This is a genomic window from uncultured Desulfovibrio sp. (assembly GCF_944324935.1).
Classification (GTDB): domain Bacteria; phylum Desulfobacterota; class Desulfovibrionia; order Desulfovibrionales; family Desulfovibrionaceae; genus Desulfovibrio.
The window spans coordinates 13,479-29,177 of sequence record NZ_CALUYG010000011.1 but is presented as its reverse complement, the minus strand read 5'-3'; the positions used below and the strand labels follow the sequence as shown (position 1 = coordinate 29,177).

The 15,699-nt window shown below is 65.1% G+C and carries 14 protein-coding genes; 11 read left to right on the top strand and 3 right to left on the bottom strand.

All coding sequences use genetic code 11. The features are described from left to right. Window positions 1-39 precede the first annotated feature (39 nt). Window positions 40-318 (bottom strand): DUF1653 domain-containing protein, encoded by a 279-nt coding sequence (locus Q0J54_RS04070; protein ID WP_296304141.1) that lies wholly within the window; start codon window positions 316-318, stop codon window positions 40-42. Window positions 319-515: 197 nt separating this feature from the next. Here Q0J54_RS04070 and Q0J54_RS04065 point away from each other — a divergent pair, with 197 nt between their 5' ends. The 11 genes from Q0J54_RS04065 (at window position 516) to Q0J54_RS04015 (ending at window position 13,091) form a co-directional block, all read left to right on the top strand. Continuing rightward, entirely contained in the window at window positions 516-794 is a 279-nt protein-coding gene (locus Q0J54_RS04065) for a hypothetical protein (RefSeq protein ID WP_296304140.1), read from the top strand. A gap of 43 nt (window positions 795-837) precedes the next feature. After that, window positions 838-1,893 (top strand): NAD(P)-dependent alcohol dehydrogenase, encoded by a 1,056-nt coding sequence (locus Q0J54_RS04060; protein WP_296304139.1) that lies wholly within the window; start codon window positions 838-840, stop codon window positions 1,891-1,893. Window positions 1,894-2,218: 325 nt separating this feature from the next. Beyond that, window positions 2,219-3,862 (top strand): flagellar basal-body MS-ring/collar protein FliF, encoded by a 1,644-nt coding sequence (gene fliF, locus Q0J54_RS04055; protein ID WP_296304138.1) that lies wholly within the window; start codon window positions 2,219-2,221, stop codon window positions 3,860-3,862. Window position 3,863: 1 nt separating this feature from the next. Further along, window positions 3,864-4,064: a flagellar M-ring protein FliF gene (locus tag Q0J54_RS04050; RefSeq protein ID WP_296304136.1), complete on the top strand. Its 201-nt coding sequence runs from the start codon at window positions 3,864-3,866 to the stop codon at window positions 4,062-4,064. Between the two features lie 139 nt (window positions 4,065-4,203). Continuing rightward, the gene (fliG, locus tag Q0J54_RS04045) at window positions 4,204-5,199 is read left to right on the top strand and encodes a flagellar motor switch protein FliG (protein WP_296304135.1); all 996 of its coding nucleotides are present in this window, start codon (window positions 4,204-4,206) and stop codon (window positions 5,197-5,199) included. Window positions 5,200-5,227: 28 nt separating this feature from the next. Continuing rightward, window positions 5,228-6,709 (top strand): FliH/SctL family protein, encoded by a 1,482-nt coding sequence (locus tag Q0J54_RS04040; protein WP_296304134.1) that lies wholly within the window; start codon window positions 5,228-5,230, stop codon window positions 6,707-6,709. Window positions 6,710-6,715: 6 nt separating this feature from the next. After that, entirely contained in the window at window positions 6,716-8,233 is a 1,518-nt protein-coding gene (locus Q0J54_RS04035; RefSeq protein WP_296304133.1) for a FliI/YscN family ATPase, read from the top strand. 203 nt (window positions 8,234-8,436) lie between these two features. Then, window positions 8,437-10,293: a TraB/GumN family protein gene (locus tag Q0J54_RS04030; protein ID WP_296304132.1), complete on the top strand. Its 1,857-nt coding sequence runs from the start codon at window positions 8,437-8,439 to the stop codon at window positions 10,291-10,293. Next, window positions 10,286-11,185, top strand: coding sequence for a translation initiation factor IF-2 (locus Q0J54_RS04025; RefSeq protein WP_296304131.1), 900 nt, complete (start codon window positions 10,286-10,288; stop codon window positions 11,183-11,185). Before Q0J54_RS04030 ends, Q0J54_RS04025 begins: the two co-directional genes overlap by 8 nt. 279 nt (window positions 11,186-11,464) lie before the next feature. After that, window positions 11,465-11,971: a GNAT family N-acetyltransferase gene (locus tag Q0J54_RS04020; RefSeq protein WP_296304129.1), complete on the top strand. Its 507-nt coding sequence runs from the start codon at window positions 11,465-11,467 to the stop codon at window positions 11,969-11,971. 34 nt (window positions 11,972-12,005) lie between these two features. Continuing rightward, entirely contained in the window at window positions 12,006-13,091 is a 1,086-nt protein-coding gene (locus tag Q0J54_RS04015) for a radical SAM/SPASM domain-containing protein (RefSeq protein WP_296304127.1), read from the top strand. Window positions 13,092-13,286: 195 nt separating this feature from the next. Here Q0J54_RS04015 and Q0J54_RS04010 read toward each other — a convergent pair whose 3' ends face one another. After that, window positions 13,287-14,510 (bottom strand): LL-diaminopimelate aminotransferase, encoded by a 1,224-nt coding sequence (locus Q0J54_RS04010; protein ID WP_296304126.1) that lies wholly within the window; start codon window positions 14,508-14,510, stop codon window positions 13,287-13,289. A 9-nt stretch (window positions 14,511-14,519) separates the two neighbouring features. Beyond that, a complete protein-coding gene (gene dapF, locus Q0J54_RS04005) occupies window positions 14,520-15,374 on the bottom strand; it encodes a diaminopimelate epimerase (protein ID WP_296304124.1) in 855 nt (284 codons plus the stop codon). Window positions 15,375-15,699 lie beyond the last annotated feature (325 nt).

Genomic DNA, 15,699 nt, shown 5'->3' with positions numbered 1-15,699 from the left:
CGGGCAGGATGTCTCTTCAAAAAGCCCGCGCTCACTCCCCTACGCCAGCGGCTCGTCCGCCACGGGCAAGCTCGCGCACAGGCGGGCGCGGGCCTCTTCCGGCAGGTCGTCCACTTTTACCGGCGTGAAACGCCGCACCTCCCGGCCGTCCGGCAGGCGGGCCATGCCCAGGAATTCCGCCCTCGGTCGCGAAAAGAGCGCGTGCTCCGACGGATAGAGCGTCCGATAAATGACGATGGGCGAATCGTCGCGGGTATCCAGTCCCTCGCCCACCACCTGATAGTATTTGCCCTTGAAATGCCGGTACACGGCGGCCATACGTCCTCCTGTTCGGTGTGGAAGCGGACAGGGCGGATGCCGCATCGAGCGGCGGCCAGAAAAGCGGCGTCCCGCGACGGGGGGATGCCGCCCGTGAGCCGATCGCTCCGGCCGGCGTCTTTTTCGGCAGACCGTTCGTCCATACGGGGCCCCTCTGTTTTCCTGTTTCCGACGCCGGAACGCGGATGGCGGCCGTCATGGCACGCAAACGCGGCAGCGCGGCGCGTTACCGGATGCGGCGCGGCGGCCGCGGACAGGCGGCCCCGGCGGAAAATATCTCGGTCCCCTCGTTTTTTGCTTCCGTCCTCCTTTTTTTACGGCATCACATGAGAAAAAGAAAGGCATTTTGTGTATTTTTCCATTACAAGCGCCAAAAATATGAAGTTCCCCGCATTGTGAAGGATGTTGCAAGCAGTTGCGTTACAACAATAACAATAAACAATTTTTTACTGTACAAAAAAGTTTTCTTTCCGTAGTGTAGGCATTGATAAACTCTTTTTACCTCAAAGGAGGATAGCCATGAAGGGATTTGCCATGCTCGGCATCAGCAAGGTCGGCTGGATCGAAAAGGAAAAGCCTGCCTGCGGCCCGCTTGACGCGCTGGTGCGCCCCATTGCCCTGTCCCCCTGCACATCGGATGTGCACACCGTCTGGGAGGGCGCGCTGGGCGAGCGCACGAACATGATCCTCGGGCACGAGGCCGTGGGCGAGGTGGCGGAAGTGGGACCGCTGGTCAGGGATTTCAAGCCCGGCGACAAGGTCATCGTGCCGGCCATCACGCCGGACTGGAATTCGCTGGAAGCGCAGAAAGGGTTTGCCATGCATTCCGGCGGCATGCTGGCCGGCTGGAAATTCTCCAATTTCAAGGACGGGGTGTTCGGCGAGTTCTTCCATGTCAACGATGCCGACGGCAATCTGGCGCACCTGCCGGCCGGGCTTGACGCGGCCGAGGCCGTCATGCTCTGCGACATGGTCCCCACCGGCTTTCATGGCGCGGAACTGGCCGACATCCAGTACGGCGACGACGTGCTGGTGATCGGCATCGGCCCGGTGGGTCTCATGGGCGTGGCCGGGGCCGCCCTGCGCGGGGCGGGCCGCATCTTTGCCGTGGGCTCGCGCACGGTCTGCGCCGAGGCCGCCCGCGGCTACGGCGCAACGGAGATCATCAATTACCGGGATGGCGACATCGGAGAACAGGTCAGGGAACTGACGCGCGGCAAGGGCGTGGACAAGGCCATCATCGCCGGGGGCGACGTGAGCACCATCGGCGAAGTGATCAAGATGCTCAAGCCCGGCGGCCGTATCGGCAACGTCAATTATCTGGGCTCCGGCGACAATGTGCTGGTGCCGCGCGTGGAATGGGGCTGCGGCATGAGCCACAAGGTCATCGCCTGCGGCCTCATGCCCGGCGGCCGGCTGCGCATGGAAAAGCTGGCCGCCGTCATCACGGCCGGCCGGCTGGATGTGGCCCCCCTGCTGACCCACCGCTTCCAGGGCTTCGAGCATATCGAGGAGGCTCTCCTCCTTATGAAGGACAAGCCGCGCGACCTCATCAAGCCGGTGGTGACGCTGTAACCCCTTCCCGAAAAGCACGGGAAGGGCGGAAACCGGGTTTCCCCCGCGCTTTTCCTTCTTTTTCGGCTCCTTGCGACGCCGTCGGGCCTCGATCCGGCGGCGTCGCCGCACGCCGGCCGGCGGGGACGTGCCGGCGGGCGTTTTTTCGCGACCGGGCCGGCGGGCCTGGGCGTCAAAATATGAACGCCGACAAGGGGATAGCCAAAAATTTTAAAAATAATCATTTGATTTCAGTATATTAAAAAATTGGCATACGAATTGCAAAAATAAGGCCGTCCGCGGTCCGTGACCGCCTAACGCAGGAGTAAGGAAGTTCGTTATGCCGATGCCAGCCCCTCTTAACAATGCCGTGAATCGTTTCCGGGACTCGTGGTCCAGCATGAGCACAGCGCAGCGCGTGCTTTCCGCCGGCGGCGCCGTACTGCTGCTGGCGGCCATCATTGGCCTGTCCATCTACGCCACACGCCCCGACTACCGCGTCCTGTACTCCAATCTGAGCGGCGAGGACGCCAACCGCGTCGTCAAGATGCTGCAGGCGGACAAGATCCCGTACAAACTTGCCGACAACGGCACCACCATCATGGTGCCGCAGGAAGTGGTCTACGACCAGCGCATCAAGATCGCCGGCGAAGGCGGCCTGGTGGGGCAGGGCATCGGCTTCGAGATCTTCGACAAGGTCAAGGTAGGCCAGACCGACTTCGTGCAGAAGATCAACTACACCCGCGCGCTCCAGGGCGAACTGGCCCGCACCATCAGCGAGTTCCCCAGCGTGGAGAGCGCCCGCGTGCATCTGGTCATCCCCAAGCGCAGCCTCTTTGTGGAAGAGCGCGAGGAACCCTCGGCCTCTGTCGTCCTCAAGCTGAACAGCCCCAGCGCCAAGCCCGACCAGAAGGAGATCACCGCCATCCTCAACATGATGATCATGTCCGTGGAAGGGCTGGACAAGCAGCATGTGTCCATCACGGACAACGGCGGCAAGGTGCTCTATCAGCCCGAGGAGGACAGCCTCGCCGGCGCGTCCAGCACCCAGATGGAACACCGCCTCCAGGTGCAGCGCAACCTTGAACGCCGCATCGAGGAGATGTTGCAGCCGCTCTTCGGGCCCGGCCGCGTCATCGCCAAGGTCAATGCGGATATGGACTTCAGCCAGAAGACCATCCGCCGCGAACTCTATGACCCGGAAAAGACGGCCGTCCGCAGCGAACAGCGCAGCGAAGAAGCCCAGCAGGGCCAGGCCAACCTGGAAGCCGGCGCGCCGGACACCAACTTCCGCGGGGACGGCATCACCGGTTCCGTGTCCAATCAGAACGGCAGCCGCGAGACCCGCACCACCAACTACGAGATCAACAAGGAAGAACATCAGATCGTGTCCAACGTGGGCGATCTGCGCCGCCTGACCGTGGCCGTCATCATCGACGGGACCTACCAGAAGGTGGACGGCGCCTGGTCCTTCGTGCCGCGCACCGAGGAAGAACTGGCGCAGGTCCGGCAGCTGGTGTCCAACGCCGTGGGGCTGGACAACACCCGCGGCGACTCCCTGGAAGTGAGCTCCATCCCCTTCTCCGGCTCCGAGCCGCCGGCGGAACCCAACTTCGGCGACCTGCTCTCCGACTACGCCGAACGTCTGGGCAAGCCCCTGCTCAATGCCCTTCTGGCCTTCCTCTTCCTCATGCTGGTCGTCCGGCCCGTGGTGCTGGCCCTTATCCGGCCCAAGGTGGAAGCCGGCGAAATGGTGGAAGGCCTGGAAGGCCTGCCCGCCGCCGAAGAACAGCTCGCTCTCTATGAGGCGCTGGAAGAAGCGGCCAAGGGCGAGGAAAAGGCCATCGAAGCCGGCGACGAGGATGATGAACTGGTGTTCAAGGATATCGAAGCTCTCAAGGCGCACATCTTCTCCCTGTCCGATCAGCATATGGAACAGGTGGTGACCCTTGTGCGCGGGTGGATGAAGAATGAAGCCAAAGCAGCCTAATATGGAGCCTGCCGCCGGCGAGGGCCATGTGCCCTCGCTGGCGGAGTTGCGGGCCTATCGCCACGCCCAGAAGGAAACCAACCGGCGCGTGGAGGAATTGCGGTTACGGCTGTTCCGCATGACGGAGCAGCACATGGATCAGGCCATCCGGATCATCAAGCGCTGGATGGACGCCGATCCCGGCAAGACAAAAAAACGCTAGACGGAAAAAGTGACGGAAAAGCCCGTCATTCGCTGCGCTGGGGGTGGCCGGGGTCCCCGCCGCCGCTTCGGCGGGCTGGACAGCAGCGCGCAAGTGCATTACAGATTCAGGCTGAAATTGTTCCAAGGAGACGTCCGGGATGGTTCTGACAGGTCAACAGCGCATAGCCGTACTGCTGCTCGCCATGGGCGACAAATTCACGGCGGATGTTTTCAAGCGTATGGAGCGGCAGGAGATCGCCGATATTTCCAAAGCCATCGTGGAGCTGCCCTCCGTGCCCAAGGAAACCGTGGAGGAAGTGTTGCGCGAGTTCCACGAGTCCCTTGTGGAAGGCGTGGACATGATCTCCGGCGGCAGCGACATCCTGAAGCGCCTCCTGGTCAAGAACCTTGATCCCGAGACGGCCAAGTACATCATGGATGCCCTGAACCTGGATACCGGCCCGGCGCCCTTCCGCGAGCTGGAATCGGTCAGCCCGCGCCTGCTCTCGCAGATCCTGCGCAACGAACACCCGCAGACGCTGGCCCTCATCATGGGGCATCTCAATCCCGATCAGGCCGCCAATCTTTTGACGAGCCTGCCCGCCGGCGTGCGCGCCGAAGTGCTCATGCGCCTGGCCCGCCTGGAATCCGTGCCCGAGGACATGCTCATGGAAGTGGACAAGGTGCTCACGAGCCAGCTCATCGCCATGGGCGGCAAGGAAGGCAAGAAGGTGGGCGGCGTCCAGTCCGTGGCCGAGATCCTCAATGCCGTGGACCGCGCCACCGAAGAGGAAGTGCTCTCCGAGATCGAAGAGGATTCCGCCCAGATGGCCGAAGATATCCGCAACCTCATGTTCGTCTTCGAGGACTGCAAGAATATCGACGACCGCGGCGTGCGCGAGATGCTCAAGGAGATTTCCAACGAGGACCTCACCCTTGCCCTGCGCGGGGCCAGCGACGAGCTCAAGGAAAAGTTCTTCCGCAACATGTCCGAACGCGCGGGCAACATGATCCGCGAGGAACTGGAATACATGGGGCCGACCAAGCTGTCGGACGTGGAAGCCGCCCAGCAGAACATCGTCAAGATCGTGCGTCGTCTGGAGGCCGAAAACAAGCTTGTAGTCAGCCGCGGCGGCGGGGACATCTTTGTCTAGCTGAAAACGGCAGGGCGGGTGACGGAGCATGTCTATGGATCTGCGAAAAAAATGGGGCACCATCTTCATGGGCGATCGCGAGGCTTCGATGGCACAGCTGGAAGCCATGCAGGAGCCCATCCGCAGGGAACAGGAGCGGCAGCAGAACCAGGAAGACTACATGGAGCGCGTCAAGGCGCGCGCCGTGGAGCGTGCCCGCCAGATCCTCGGCGAAGCCTATGCCGAGCGCCAGCGCGTGCTGGAAGAAGCCAAGCGGGACGCGCAGGCCAGCTACCAGCGCATCATCTCCGAAGCCGAGAGCATCCGGCAGTCCACGCGTGACGGCTACGAGGCCATGCAGCTTGAGCGCGGCAAGACCAGCAAGGAACTGGCCGAGGCCGAGCGCATCCGCGCCGCCGCCCATGACGAGGGCTACAAGGACGGCATGGATCAGGTGGCCGGCGATCTGCAGCAGATCCGCTTCGAGCTGGCGCAGTATGTGGGCTGGATGATGCAGGCCGTGCAGATCCAGACGCACGACATCTGCCGCCAGTGGCGCGAGTCGCTGGTGGAACTGACCAGGGCCGCCGTCAGCGCGGGCACGGGCTATGTGCTCAGCAGCCAGCATGAAGACGTGCTGCGTACGCTCATGCTGACCGCCGTCCGGCAGCTGGAGGATCGCACCACCATCACCGTGCGCGTGCATCCCGAAGACGAGGAAGCCGTCACCGACATGTTCGCCGCGGCCAAGGAGCGCGTGCCCGAACTCCAGCAATGGATCGTCAATACGGACGACACGATGGAGCCCGGCGGCTTTGTGGCCGAAAGTTGCAGCGGCAGCGTGGACTGTCGCCGGGAACATTTCCGGGAACTGGTGGAAAATATCCTGGTTCATCTTGGCCTGCCAACCACGGACGAGGATCGCGCCAATGAAGAGAAGGAAGCCCGGCTGCTGGACACGCTGCTGGAGCGGGCGCGCCAGCTCGGACCCGAACCGGTGAAGGCGGAAGAAAGCGCGCCGGCCGCCGAGGCCGCGGCTGATGCCGCGACGCCGGAGGAGGCGACGCCTGCCGAGGCCGCCCGGACTGAAGAAGCGCTGCCCCCGGCCGGGGCCGAAGACACGGCGGAAGCCGCGCCCGAGGAAGAGGCGCTGCCGCCGGCCCCTGACGAAACGGCGCGGGAACTGCCCGTTCCCGCTGAAGAGGACGACATAGCGCTCCTGCCCGATGATGACGAGATCGACAGCCTGCCCGCCGATCTTGACGATGACGGCCAGCCGCCCGTGACGAGCGGCAAGGGCGCGCCCGCCCCGGCTGCCGGAGCGCAGGAGATCGTTCCCGAAGCCTATCTGCCGCCGCTGGGCGAGGATGACGGCGGGCGGACGCCCCCACCTCCCACCATCGCCCGCAGCAAGAAGGCGGATCCCACGCTCGAGGAACTGGAAGAGGAACTTTTCCCGCTGGAAGACGATATGGACGAAGCCCTGCTGCGGGGGGGCTTCCTTGCGCCGGACGGCGAAAAGAAGGGGTAGCCCGCCATGCTGCTTGATCCCCAGGCCTGCTCCCGCCTGCTGCGGGCCAGCAATCCCGTCCGTTCCTACGGCAAGGTGACCAAGGTGGTCGGTCTCGTGGCCGAAGGCAGCGGGATACGCGCGCCGCTGGGCGCCGTCTGTCACATGCTGCCCGATGACGATGCCCACGGCATCGCCGCCGAAGTCGTCGGCTTCCGCGAAGGGAACCTGCTCTTCATGCCCTATGGCGACATGCGCGGCATCCGCCCGGGCAGCCGCATCCGCAATACCAGCCTGCCGCCCGTCTTCCCCGTGGGCCCGGACTCCCTGGGCCGCGCCTTTGACGCCTTCGGCACGCCGCTGGACTCCGGGCCGCCGGTCAGCACCGAACTGTGCGAGTCGCCCCTCGGCACCGCCGATGGCGGCAGGGCCGACTTTGAGTCCCAGATGGCCGCGCAGGCCCCCTTCAAGCCCGCCTGGCTCGCGGAAGCGCGCGCCAAATGGCAGTCGGAGCTTGCCCCCATCTATGCCGATCCGCCGAGCCCCCTCATGCGGCCCCGCATCACCGACATCCTCGATGTGGGCGTGCGGGCCATCAACAGCCTCATCACCCTGGGCAAGGGACAGCGTGTGGGCATCATGGCCGGTTCCGGGGTGGGCAAATCCACGCTCATGGGCATGATGGCCCGTTACACCAAGGCCGACGTCAACGTTATCGCCCTTATCGGCGAACGCGGCCGCGAAGTGGTGGAATTCATGGAGCGCGACCTCGGTCCCGAGGGCATGGCCCGCTCGGTGCTCGTCATCGCCACGTCCGACCAGTCGCCGCTGGTGCGTATGCGCGCCGCCTATTCCGCTACGGCCGTGGCCGAATATTTCCGCGACAAGGGCATGGACGTCCTGCTTATGATGGACTCCGTGACCCGTTTCGCCATGGCCGCGCGCGAAGTGGGCCTGGCCGTGGGCGAACCGCCGACCACCAAGGGGTACACCCCCACCGTCTTCGCCCAGCTCCCCAAGCTGCTGGAACGCGCCGGACGGTCGTCCACCGGGACCATCACCGGCATTTATACCGTACTGGTGGACGGCGACGACTTCAACGAGCCCATTGCCGACGCGGTGCGCTCCATCCTCGACGGCCACATCGTGCTGACGCGCGAGCTGGCCGACCAGGGCCATTTCCCGGCCATCGACGTACTGCGCTCCATCAGCCGTCTGCGTTCGGACATCTGTACCCGGGAGGATGTGCTGGCCGGCCGCGTGGTGACGCGCCATATGAGCACCTACCGCCGCGTGGAGGACATGATCAATATCGGTGCCTACGCCCGCGGCAGCAATCCCGAGATCGACGAGGCCATCGCCAAGATGCCGGCCATCAACGCCTTTTTGCGGCAGGATGTGGCCGATCCCGAATTCCTCGACAGCTGCATGCAGAAACTGCGCGACCTTGCCGCCTCCGGCCAGCCCGCGTCGCCACAGCCGGGGATGCCCGGCAAACCGCCCGTCCAGCCGGGGATGCCCATCACCATGCCCTCCCGCGGCTGAAACGACGCGAAAAACGTTTTGCCGGGGGGGCGTTCCTGAAGAAAAAACGTCCCGCGCCGCTGCGGGAGGGGTTCCGTCCTCCTCCGGCCAGCATCCCCCTCAATGCCCAGGCAGGAAAACGATGCGCCGGCCACCGCCCATTTTTCCCTTGGCGCAGGGCGGCATTGGCGGCTATGCTGAAGGCAGGCCGCAGGAGTACCGCCATGCCGACAACCTCCGTCACGTCATCTGTTTTTGCCGCTCCGCCGCACGATGAGGGCGCGCCCGACATCCTGTCCGGCGGACATCCCGACGAAGCGGATACGTCTGCGCCGGATCTGTCCCCCACCGCTTTTCCGGCCCGCATCCCCGAGCATTCCCCGGCGCTCATGGCCGTCGCCTCTGGCGGCACGCCGCTACGGGTGGGAGATTATCTGTTCCTCCATGCCGGGGAGCGGCTCATCGGCATCGGCTATGCCCTCACGGGGGGATCCTCCCCCGCCGCCTTCGAGGCCGCCTTCCGGGAGGCGAAACGCCGCACCGGCGCGCGGATCTTCCATCTCATGGCGCCGCGCCTGCCTGCCTCTCTGCGCGGCCATACGACGGAAACGGATCGCTACTATGTGCTGTCGGCGCTGGCCCCCGTGCCCGCGCGCCTGCGGACGCCCCTGGCCCGCGCGCGGGCCGCGCTGCGGCTGGAGGCCGGGCGGGAGTTCACGTCCGCCCACCGCCGCCTCTGGGGGGAATTCCTGGGCCGTGCCGCCCTGCCGCCGTCCGTACGCGCGCTGTACGGCCGGGTGGAAGATCTGCTGCGGGACGCCCGCTGCCGCGTCCGTCTGCTCAATGCTTTCGACGCCGACGGGCATCTGGCCGCCTGTCTCGTCATGGACGAGGCTCCGGCGCATTTCGACACCTATCTGCTGGGCGCGCACTCGCGGGAACACGCAACGCCCTACGCCACGGACGCCCTCTTTGCCCTCATGCTGGAGCGGGCCCGGCAGCGCGGCAAGCGTTTCATCCATCTGGGGCTGGGCGTCAATGCGGGCATCAGCCGCTTCAAACGCAAATGGGGCGGCCGCCCCGCCCTGCGCTATGTGCGCGCCGACTGGGAGGAGCCCAAACGGGACGAAGCTTTCATGCTGGCCCTGCTGGCGAGCATGCATACCGCCCCTGACGCCGCCTGGCACGAAGCCCGGCGAGAGATGGAACACGCCCAGGTGCAGCGCCCCTACCGCATGCTCTGGAAGGTGGAAAAGGACGGCCGCATCTCCTGGCTGGGCGGCACGGCTCACTTTTTTCCCTATTCCTTTGAAAATGCCTTCAAGCGCCTGTTCCGTGAGGTGGATACCGTCCTCTTTGAAGGCCATCTGGACGAGGACAGCCTGGAGACGGTCGCCCGGGCCGGCAAGCGCCCGCCCGCGCCGGACGCCTGCCTCTACGATCTGCTGACGCCGTCCGAACGGGCCGCGCTGGCCCGGGTGGTCCGCGGGCCGGAGGGCCCCTTCTGGCGGGCCCTCAACATGGAAGCGGAGAACAAGGCCGATGTGGACTGGTTCCTGCGCCGGACGCGCCCGTGGTACGCCTTCTTTTCCCTCTGGTGCGCCTATCTGGAACGGCGCGGCTGGCGGTATTCCGTGGACCTGGAAGCCTGGCGCACGGCCCACGGCATGGGCAAACGCGTGCTGGCCATGGAGGACCTCGCGGAACAGATCGCCGCGCTGGAAAGCGTCCCCCCCGCACGGGCCGTGGCGCATTTTCGGGCCTGCGGACAATGGGCCGCCTACCTGCGGGCCAATGTGCGTACCTATCTGGCCGGAGACCTCCTGGGCATGATGGGGACCAGCACGGAGTTCCCCACCCGTACGGGGCAGGTAATCGCGGAACGGGATCAGCGTTTTCGCGAGCGCATGCGCCCCTATCTGGAGCGCGGCGGCTGCTGCGCGCTGGTGGGCTCGGCCCATCTGCTCAATCTGCGGCACATGCTGCGCGAAGACGGCTTTACCGTCACCCCCGCTGGCCGGGGCCTGTTCTTCCGGCTGCGGCGAAAATGGCGCGGCCTGCGGGAGGATGACGATGACTGATGACGACTGGCGCACGTTCAGCCTGGGGGCGCTCATCCCCGAGCAACTTGTCCACTATGTGCGCGGCATGAGCGGCATGCAGCCCCTGCGTGCGGGCTCCTGCCTCGGCTGGCGGCAGGACGACCATCTCGTGCTGGCCGCCTTCCCGCTCACGGAGCCGCCCTTCGGCCCGACTGAGCGCGCATCCGTTGAGGAGGCCGCCGCCCTTGCCGCCTCCCTGCCCTGGGTACGACATCTGGTGGTGCTGGCCCCCTTCCGGCCCCGCTGCGCGCCCCCCTCGGCCCATTGCCACGAGGACGCCTGCTGGAGCGTCTCCCTGCCCGTGGCCCCGCCGCACGGCAAACTGGGCAATCAGATCCGCCGCGCCCTGCGGGAGATCCGCATCGACCAGCACGGCGCCGAAGGCTGGACGGGCGAGCATGAGGACCTCGTGCTGAAGGCCAGCCGCCGTCTGCTGGCCCAGCCCGGCGAACGCACCCTTTCCGACGCCTCCGCCCTGCTCTTTACCCGCATCGGGCACTATCTGCGCGCCGCAGGCCCGGCGGCCCGCTGCTACTCGGCCCGACGCCTGTCCGACGGCAGCCTCTGCGCACTGGCCGTGGCCGACCACGCCGCCTACGCCACCGCCTTTTACCTCTTCGCCTTCCGCAGTCCCGACGCGCCCCCCGGCACGGCGGACGCCCTCCTCCTCGCCCTGCTGGAAGAGGCCGCCCGACGCGGCCAGCGCCGCTGCAATCTGGGGCTCGGCATCCACGACGGCATCCGCTTCTTCAAACGCAAATGGCAGGCACAACCCTGGCTGCCCCTCGTGGAATGCGCCTGGGACATCGCCGCCCCCAGCCGCCCCCCCATCCTGGCGCGCCTGCTCGCCTTCCTGCGCGGCGATCGGTAAGCGGCCCGACTGACGCTCGCGGCGGCCCGACTGGGGGGAAGAGGAACCCCTCAGCTCGCGCGTGAGGGGGTCCCCTTCCCCCCAGTCCCCCCATCCCTTCCCCAGCGCGCTTTATTCAGGAGGATGCAAGGGCAGGGCAACACGAAAACCGGCCCTTCGCTCGCTGGTCTCCCGGCGGGATGGAGAAAGATGAATAATGTAACATGTTAAAATTTAATAGTATTTTTAACAATCGTCACCACAGGAGAAAAGGGATATCATATGACGGGATATGCGCATATGCGATTGGAAAAGGTTGCGCCGGAGGAACTTCCGCGATTCATCAGGAAGTTGCAGGAGGCCTTTTCCCTTGCCGTCAGGGAAAAATTCGGCGGAAATGATGTCGTCCCTGCGGATGACGATATACGGAAAACGGTCGGCAAGGCGGGGACGGAAACGTGTCATATCGTGCTGGACGAGCAGCGCGTGGGCGGGGCCGTCCTTGCCATTGACGAAAAAACGCGCTGCAACGTCCTTGAGCTCTTTTTCATTTCGCCGGAGCACCACAGTCGCGGCATCGGCCATGCCGCATGGCTCGCCATTGAGGCCGCCTATCCCGATACACGCGTCTGGCGAACCATCACCCCGTATTTTGAGGAACGAAACATCCATTTTTACGTCAACAAGTGCGGGTTTCGCATCGTCGAGTTCTTCAATCCCCATCACATCGACCCGGACTTGCCGCACGACGACACGCATCAGCCCGGAACGGAAAAGTATTTTCTTTTTGAAAAGATCATGGAATGACCGGCGCGCCCCGCCGCTCTCCCGGAGGTATGCCATGTTCCCTCCCCCTTCGCCGCAACGGACGCCGACGACGCAAGCCCCCGACCCGCTGGCCGAAGCCGCCCGCCAGCGTCCGGGCTGGTGGCGGCGGCTGCGGGAACGCTGGACGGACGACCGTCCGCTGCAGCATATCCAGGTGGAAGTGACCTCCCATTGCCCGGGGGCCTGCTGTTACTGCCCGCGCGCCGTCCATGCCGACACCTGGCGGGCACGGCACATGGCCGACAGCACCTTTGCGGCGCTCTGGCCGCTCATGCGCCGCAGCCGCCGTGTCCATTTGCAGGGCTGGGGGGAACCTCTCCTGCATCCGCGTTTCCTGGACTATGTGGCGCTGGCGCGGGATGCGGGCTGCGCCGTTTCCAGCACCACCTGCGGCCTGCGGATGGACGAGGCGCTGGCCGGGGACATCGTGCGCGGCGGCATGGACATCCTCGCCTTTTCGCTTGCCGGCACGGACGAGGCAGGCAACGCGGCCCGGCGGCATGTGCCCTTTGCCCGCGTGGCGCAGGCCGTGGCCTGTGTGCGGACGGCCAAACGACGCCTGCGCCGGGACACGCCGCACATCCATCTGGCCTATCTGCTGCTGGCGGGCAATGAGGAGAGCGCCCGCCGCCTGCCCGAACTCATGCGGGAGTGGGACGTGCCCGTCTGCGTGGTGAGCACGCTGGACATGCCCGTGCTGCCGGAACACCGCCGGCTGGCCTTTGCCCCGGAGGAAGGCGAAAAGATCGCCGCCGCACGCGCCCTGCTGGATGCGGCGGCCGCCCGCGCCGCCGCCGACGGCCGCCGCATCCGCTACGGCCTGCCGCAAGCCCATCCCATCCACGCCTGCCGCGAAGACATCGACAAAAGCTGTTATGTGGATGCCGACGGCAACATCTCCCCCTGTATCTACGTCAATGTGCCCTGCGCTCAGCCCTCGGCCACGGCGTCCCCGTGGGTATTCGGCCGACTTCCGCACGACGATCCGCTGGAGGTCTGGCGGCGGCCGGAATTCGTCGACTTTCGTGGCGATCTGAGCCACGACGTGCCTCCGCCCCCCTGCCTCCGCTGCCCCAAACGCTACGAAAGCTTTGTCTGACCCTCCCCACCTTTCCTCCTCCCTCCGGGAGACCATCAGGCAAGAGACGAATTGCGCGTCTCGCTCCCTGTGCATCTTCCAGAATAAGGCGCGTTGGGAGGGGGAACCCCCTTTCGCGCTAATGAACGACCAAATGGCGAGCGCAGGCCGTGCCCGTCAGGCGACGCAGGAGCCTTACAGGCATCGACAGCAGAGCTAGAGGGAGCGCAGGCGTTCGATGGCTTCGGTGGTGTCTTCCGGCGAACCGAAGGCGGTCAGGCGCACATAGCCTTCTCCGCTGAGGCCGAAGCCCACGCCGGGGGTGCAGACGAGGGCAGCCTTGTGGAGCAGCCTGTCGAAGAAGCCCCAGGACGTGGTGTCGGCGGGCACGCGCACCCAGAGGTAGGGGGCGTTTTTGCCGCCGTAGACCTCAAGCCCCATGCCGCGTACGGCATTGGCGATGCGGGCGCCGTTGGCCAGATAGCCGTCGACGATCTCCTGCGCTTCCCGCCTGCCCTGTTCGCTGTGCACGGCTTCGGCGGCCCGCTGCACGATGTAGGGGCAGCCGTTGTACTTGGTGCACTGGCGGCGGTTCCAGAAGGCATTGAGGCTCACCGTACCGCCCTTGCCGTTGCTGATGCGCACGGCATGCGGCACGACGGTGTAGGCGCAGCGCAGGCCGGTGAAGCCGGCGGTCTTGGAGTAACTGCGGAATTCCACGGCCACTTCCCGCGCGCCGTCGATCTCGTAGATGCTGTGGGGCACGTCAGCCTCACGGATGAAGGCCTCATACGCCGAATCATAAAGGATGAGGCAGCCTTCGCGCCGGGCGTAGTCCACCCAGGCGGTCAGCGCATCGCGCCGCAGCACCGTCCCCGTGGGATTGTTGGGGTAGCACAGATAGATGATGTCCGGCCGCGTGGCCGGGAAATCGGGCACGAAGTCGTTATCCCGCGTGCAGGGCAGATAGACGAGGCTGTTCCAGCCTCTCTCCGTCAGCTCGCCGGCCCGGCCCGCCATGACGTTGGAGTCCACATAGACCGGATAGACCGGATCCATCACCGCCACCACGCAGTCCTGGGCAAAGAGCTCCTGGAAGTTGCCCACATCACATTTGGCGCCGTCGCTGATGAAGATCTCGTCCGGCTGGAGGCTCACGCCGCGCGTGGCGTAGTCCTGCGCCACGATGGCCTCGCGCAGGAAGGCATAGCCCTGCTCCGGTCCGTAGCCGTGGAAGCCCGCGGCCGTGCCCATCTCGTCCACGGCCTTGTGCAGGGCCGTGATGACGGACGGCATGAGCGGACGGCTCACGTCGCCGATGCCGAGGCTGATGACGCGCCGTTCGGGATGCTCCTCCCGGAAGGCGGCGACCTTGCGGGCGATGTCGGCAAAAAGATACTGACTTTCCAGACGACAGAAATTCGGATTGATGCGCAGCATATCCCCCCCCTACGCCGGCAGCTCGCCGTCAAACACGGTGACGGCCGGGCCGCTCATGTAGACATGATTGTCCGCTTTGTCCCAGACGATGTGCAGCACGCCGCCGCGCAGTTCCACGTCCACGGTGCGGCCGGTCTGTTCATTGAGCACACAGGCAACCGCCACGGCGCACGCGCCCGTGCCGCAGGCCAGCGTCTCGCCGGTGCCGCGTTCCCATACGCGCATGCGCACCCGGCTGGAAGAGAGCACCTTCACGAATTCGGTGTTGGTCCGCTGCGGGAAGAGGGGATGATGCTCGAATTTGGGGCCGATCGCCGGCAGATCCAGGTCGTCGATGCCCTGCAGGAAGATGACGGCATGCGGATTGCCCATGGACACGGCCGTCACACGGTAGACCGTGCCGTCCACCGTGACCGGGCAGTCCACGAACTGGGTCTTGTCCACGCCGTCGGGCAGGATGGCGGGGATGTCCGCCGGGACGAGGATGGGCGCGCCCATATCCACGGTGGCCCCGGTCACGATGCCGCCGTCCTTGAGCAGACGCACGATGCGGATGCCGGCCGCCGTCTCCACCTGTATGGTGTCCTTGGTGCACAGCCCGTTGTCAAAGACGAACTTGCCCACGCAGCGGATGGCGTTGCCGCACATCTCCGCTTCGCTGCCGTCGGGATTGAACATACGCATGCGCACATCGGCCTTGTTGGACGGCAGGATAAGCACCAGTCCGTCCGAGCCGATGCCGAAATGACGGTCGCTCACCCGTTTGGACAGCGCGCCGGGGTCGGTCACATGTGACGTGAACCCGTTGATGTACACATAATCGTTACCCAGCCCATGCATTTTGGTAAATTTTATGCCTTTCATTTTTTTTCCTTTGGCAGCTTGCGCCCCCTGCCGTCAGACGGCGCTCGACTCTTCCAGAAGTATAAAAGTATAGGCATTGCCCCGAAAAAAGTAAAGGAAGTCCCGCGTTGCCGCCCGGCCCCGCCGGCATGCAAAAATGCCGGAAGCAGAGCAGCGTATCTTCCCCCCCGGGATAACACCACTCCGCTTCCGGCAATTTTTGAACGGGCTTGAGGCCCGGTCTCTGCAATGTGATGGGCTATCTTGGGCCCTGCACAGAGTCTGTGAAAAAACAGACACGAATTCAATATGTTAAATCAGACCAAATAGCAAGCGTTTTTTACTG

Coding starts and splice junctions, on each gene's coding strand:
- Q0J54_RS04070 (WP_296304141.1), bottom strand. CDS start 318: ATGGCCGCCGTGTACCGGCATTTCAAGGGCAAATACTATCAGGTGGTG.
- Q0J54_RS04065 (WP_296304140.1), top strand. CDS start 516: ATGGCACGCAAACGCGGCAGCGCGGCGCGTTACCGGATGCGGCGCGGC.
- Q0J54_RS04060 (WP_296304139.1), top strand. CDS start 838: ATGAAGGGATTTGCCATGCTCGGCATCAGCAAGGTCGGCTGGATCGAA.
- fliF (WP_296304138.1), top strand. CDS start 2,219: ATGCCAGCCCCTCTTAACAATGCCGTGAATCGTTTCCGGGACTCGTGG.
- Q0J54_RS04050 (WP_296304136.1), top strand. CDS start 3,864: ATGGAGCCTGCCGCCGGCGAGGGCCATGTGCCCTCGCTGGCGGAGTTG.
- fliG (WP_296304135.1), top strand. CDS start 4,204: ATGGTTCTGACAGGTCAACAGCGCATAGCCGTACTGCTGCTCGCCATG.
- Q0J54_RS04040 (WP_296304134.1), top strand. CDS start 5,228: ATGTCTATGGATCTGCGAAAAAAATGGGGCACCATCTTCATGGGCGAT.
- Q0J54_RS04035 (WP_296304133.1), top strand. CDS start 6,716: ATGCTGCTTGATCCCCAGGCCTGCTCCCGCCTGCTGCGGGCCAGCAAT.
- Q0J54_RS04030 (WP_296304132.1), top strand. CDS start 8,437: ATGCCGACAACCTCCGTCACGTCATCTGTTTTTGCCGCTCCGCCGCAC.
- Q0J54_RS04025 (WP_296304131.1), top strand. CDS start 10,286: ATGACTGATGACGACTGGCGCACGTTCAGCCTGGGGGCGCTCATCCCC.
- Q0J54_RS04020 (WP_296304129.1), top strand. CDS start 11,465: ATGCGATTGGAAAAGGTTGCGCCGGAGGAACTTCCGCGATTCATCAGG.
- Q0J54_RS04015 (WP_296304127.1), top strand. CDS start 12,006: ATGTTCCCTCCCCCTTCGCCGCAACGGACGCCGACGACGCAAGCCCCC.
- Q0J54_RS04010 (WP_296304126.1), bottom strand. CDS start 14,510: ATGCTGCGCATCAATCCGAATTTCTGTCGTCTGGAAAGTCAGTATCTT.
- dapF (WP_296304124.1), bottom strand. CDS start 15,374: ATGAAAGGCATAAAATTTACCAAAATGCATGGGCTGGGTAACGATTAT.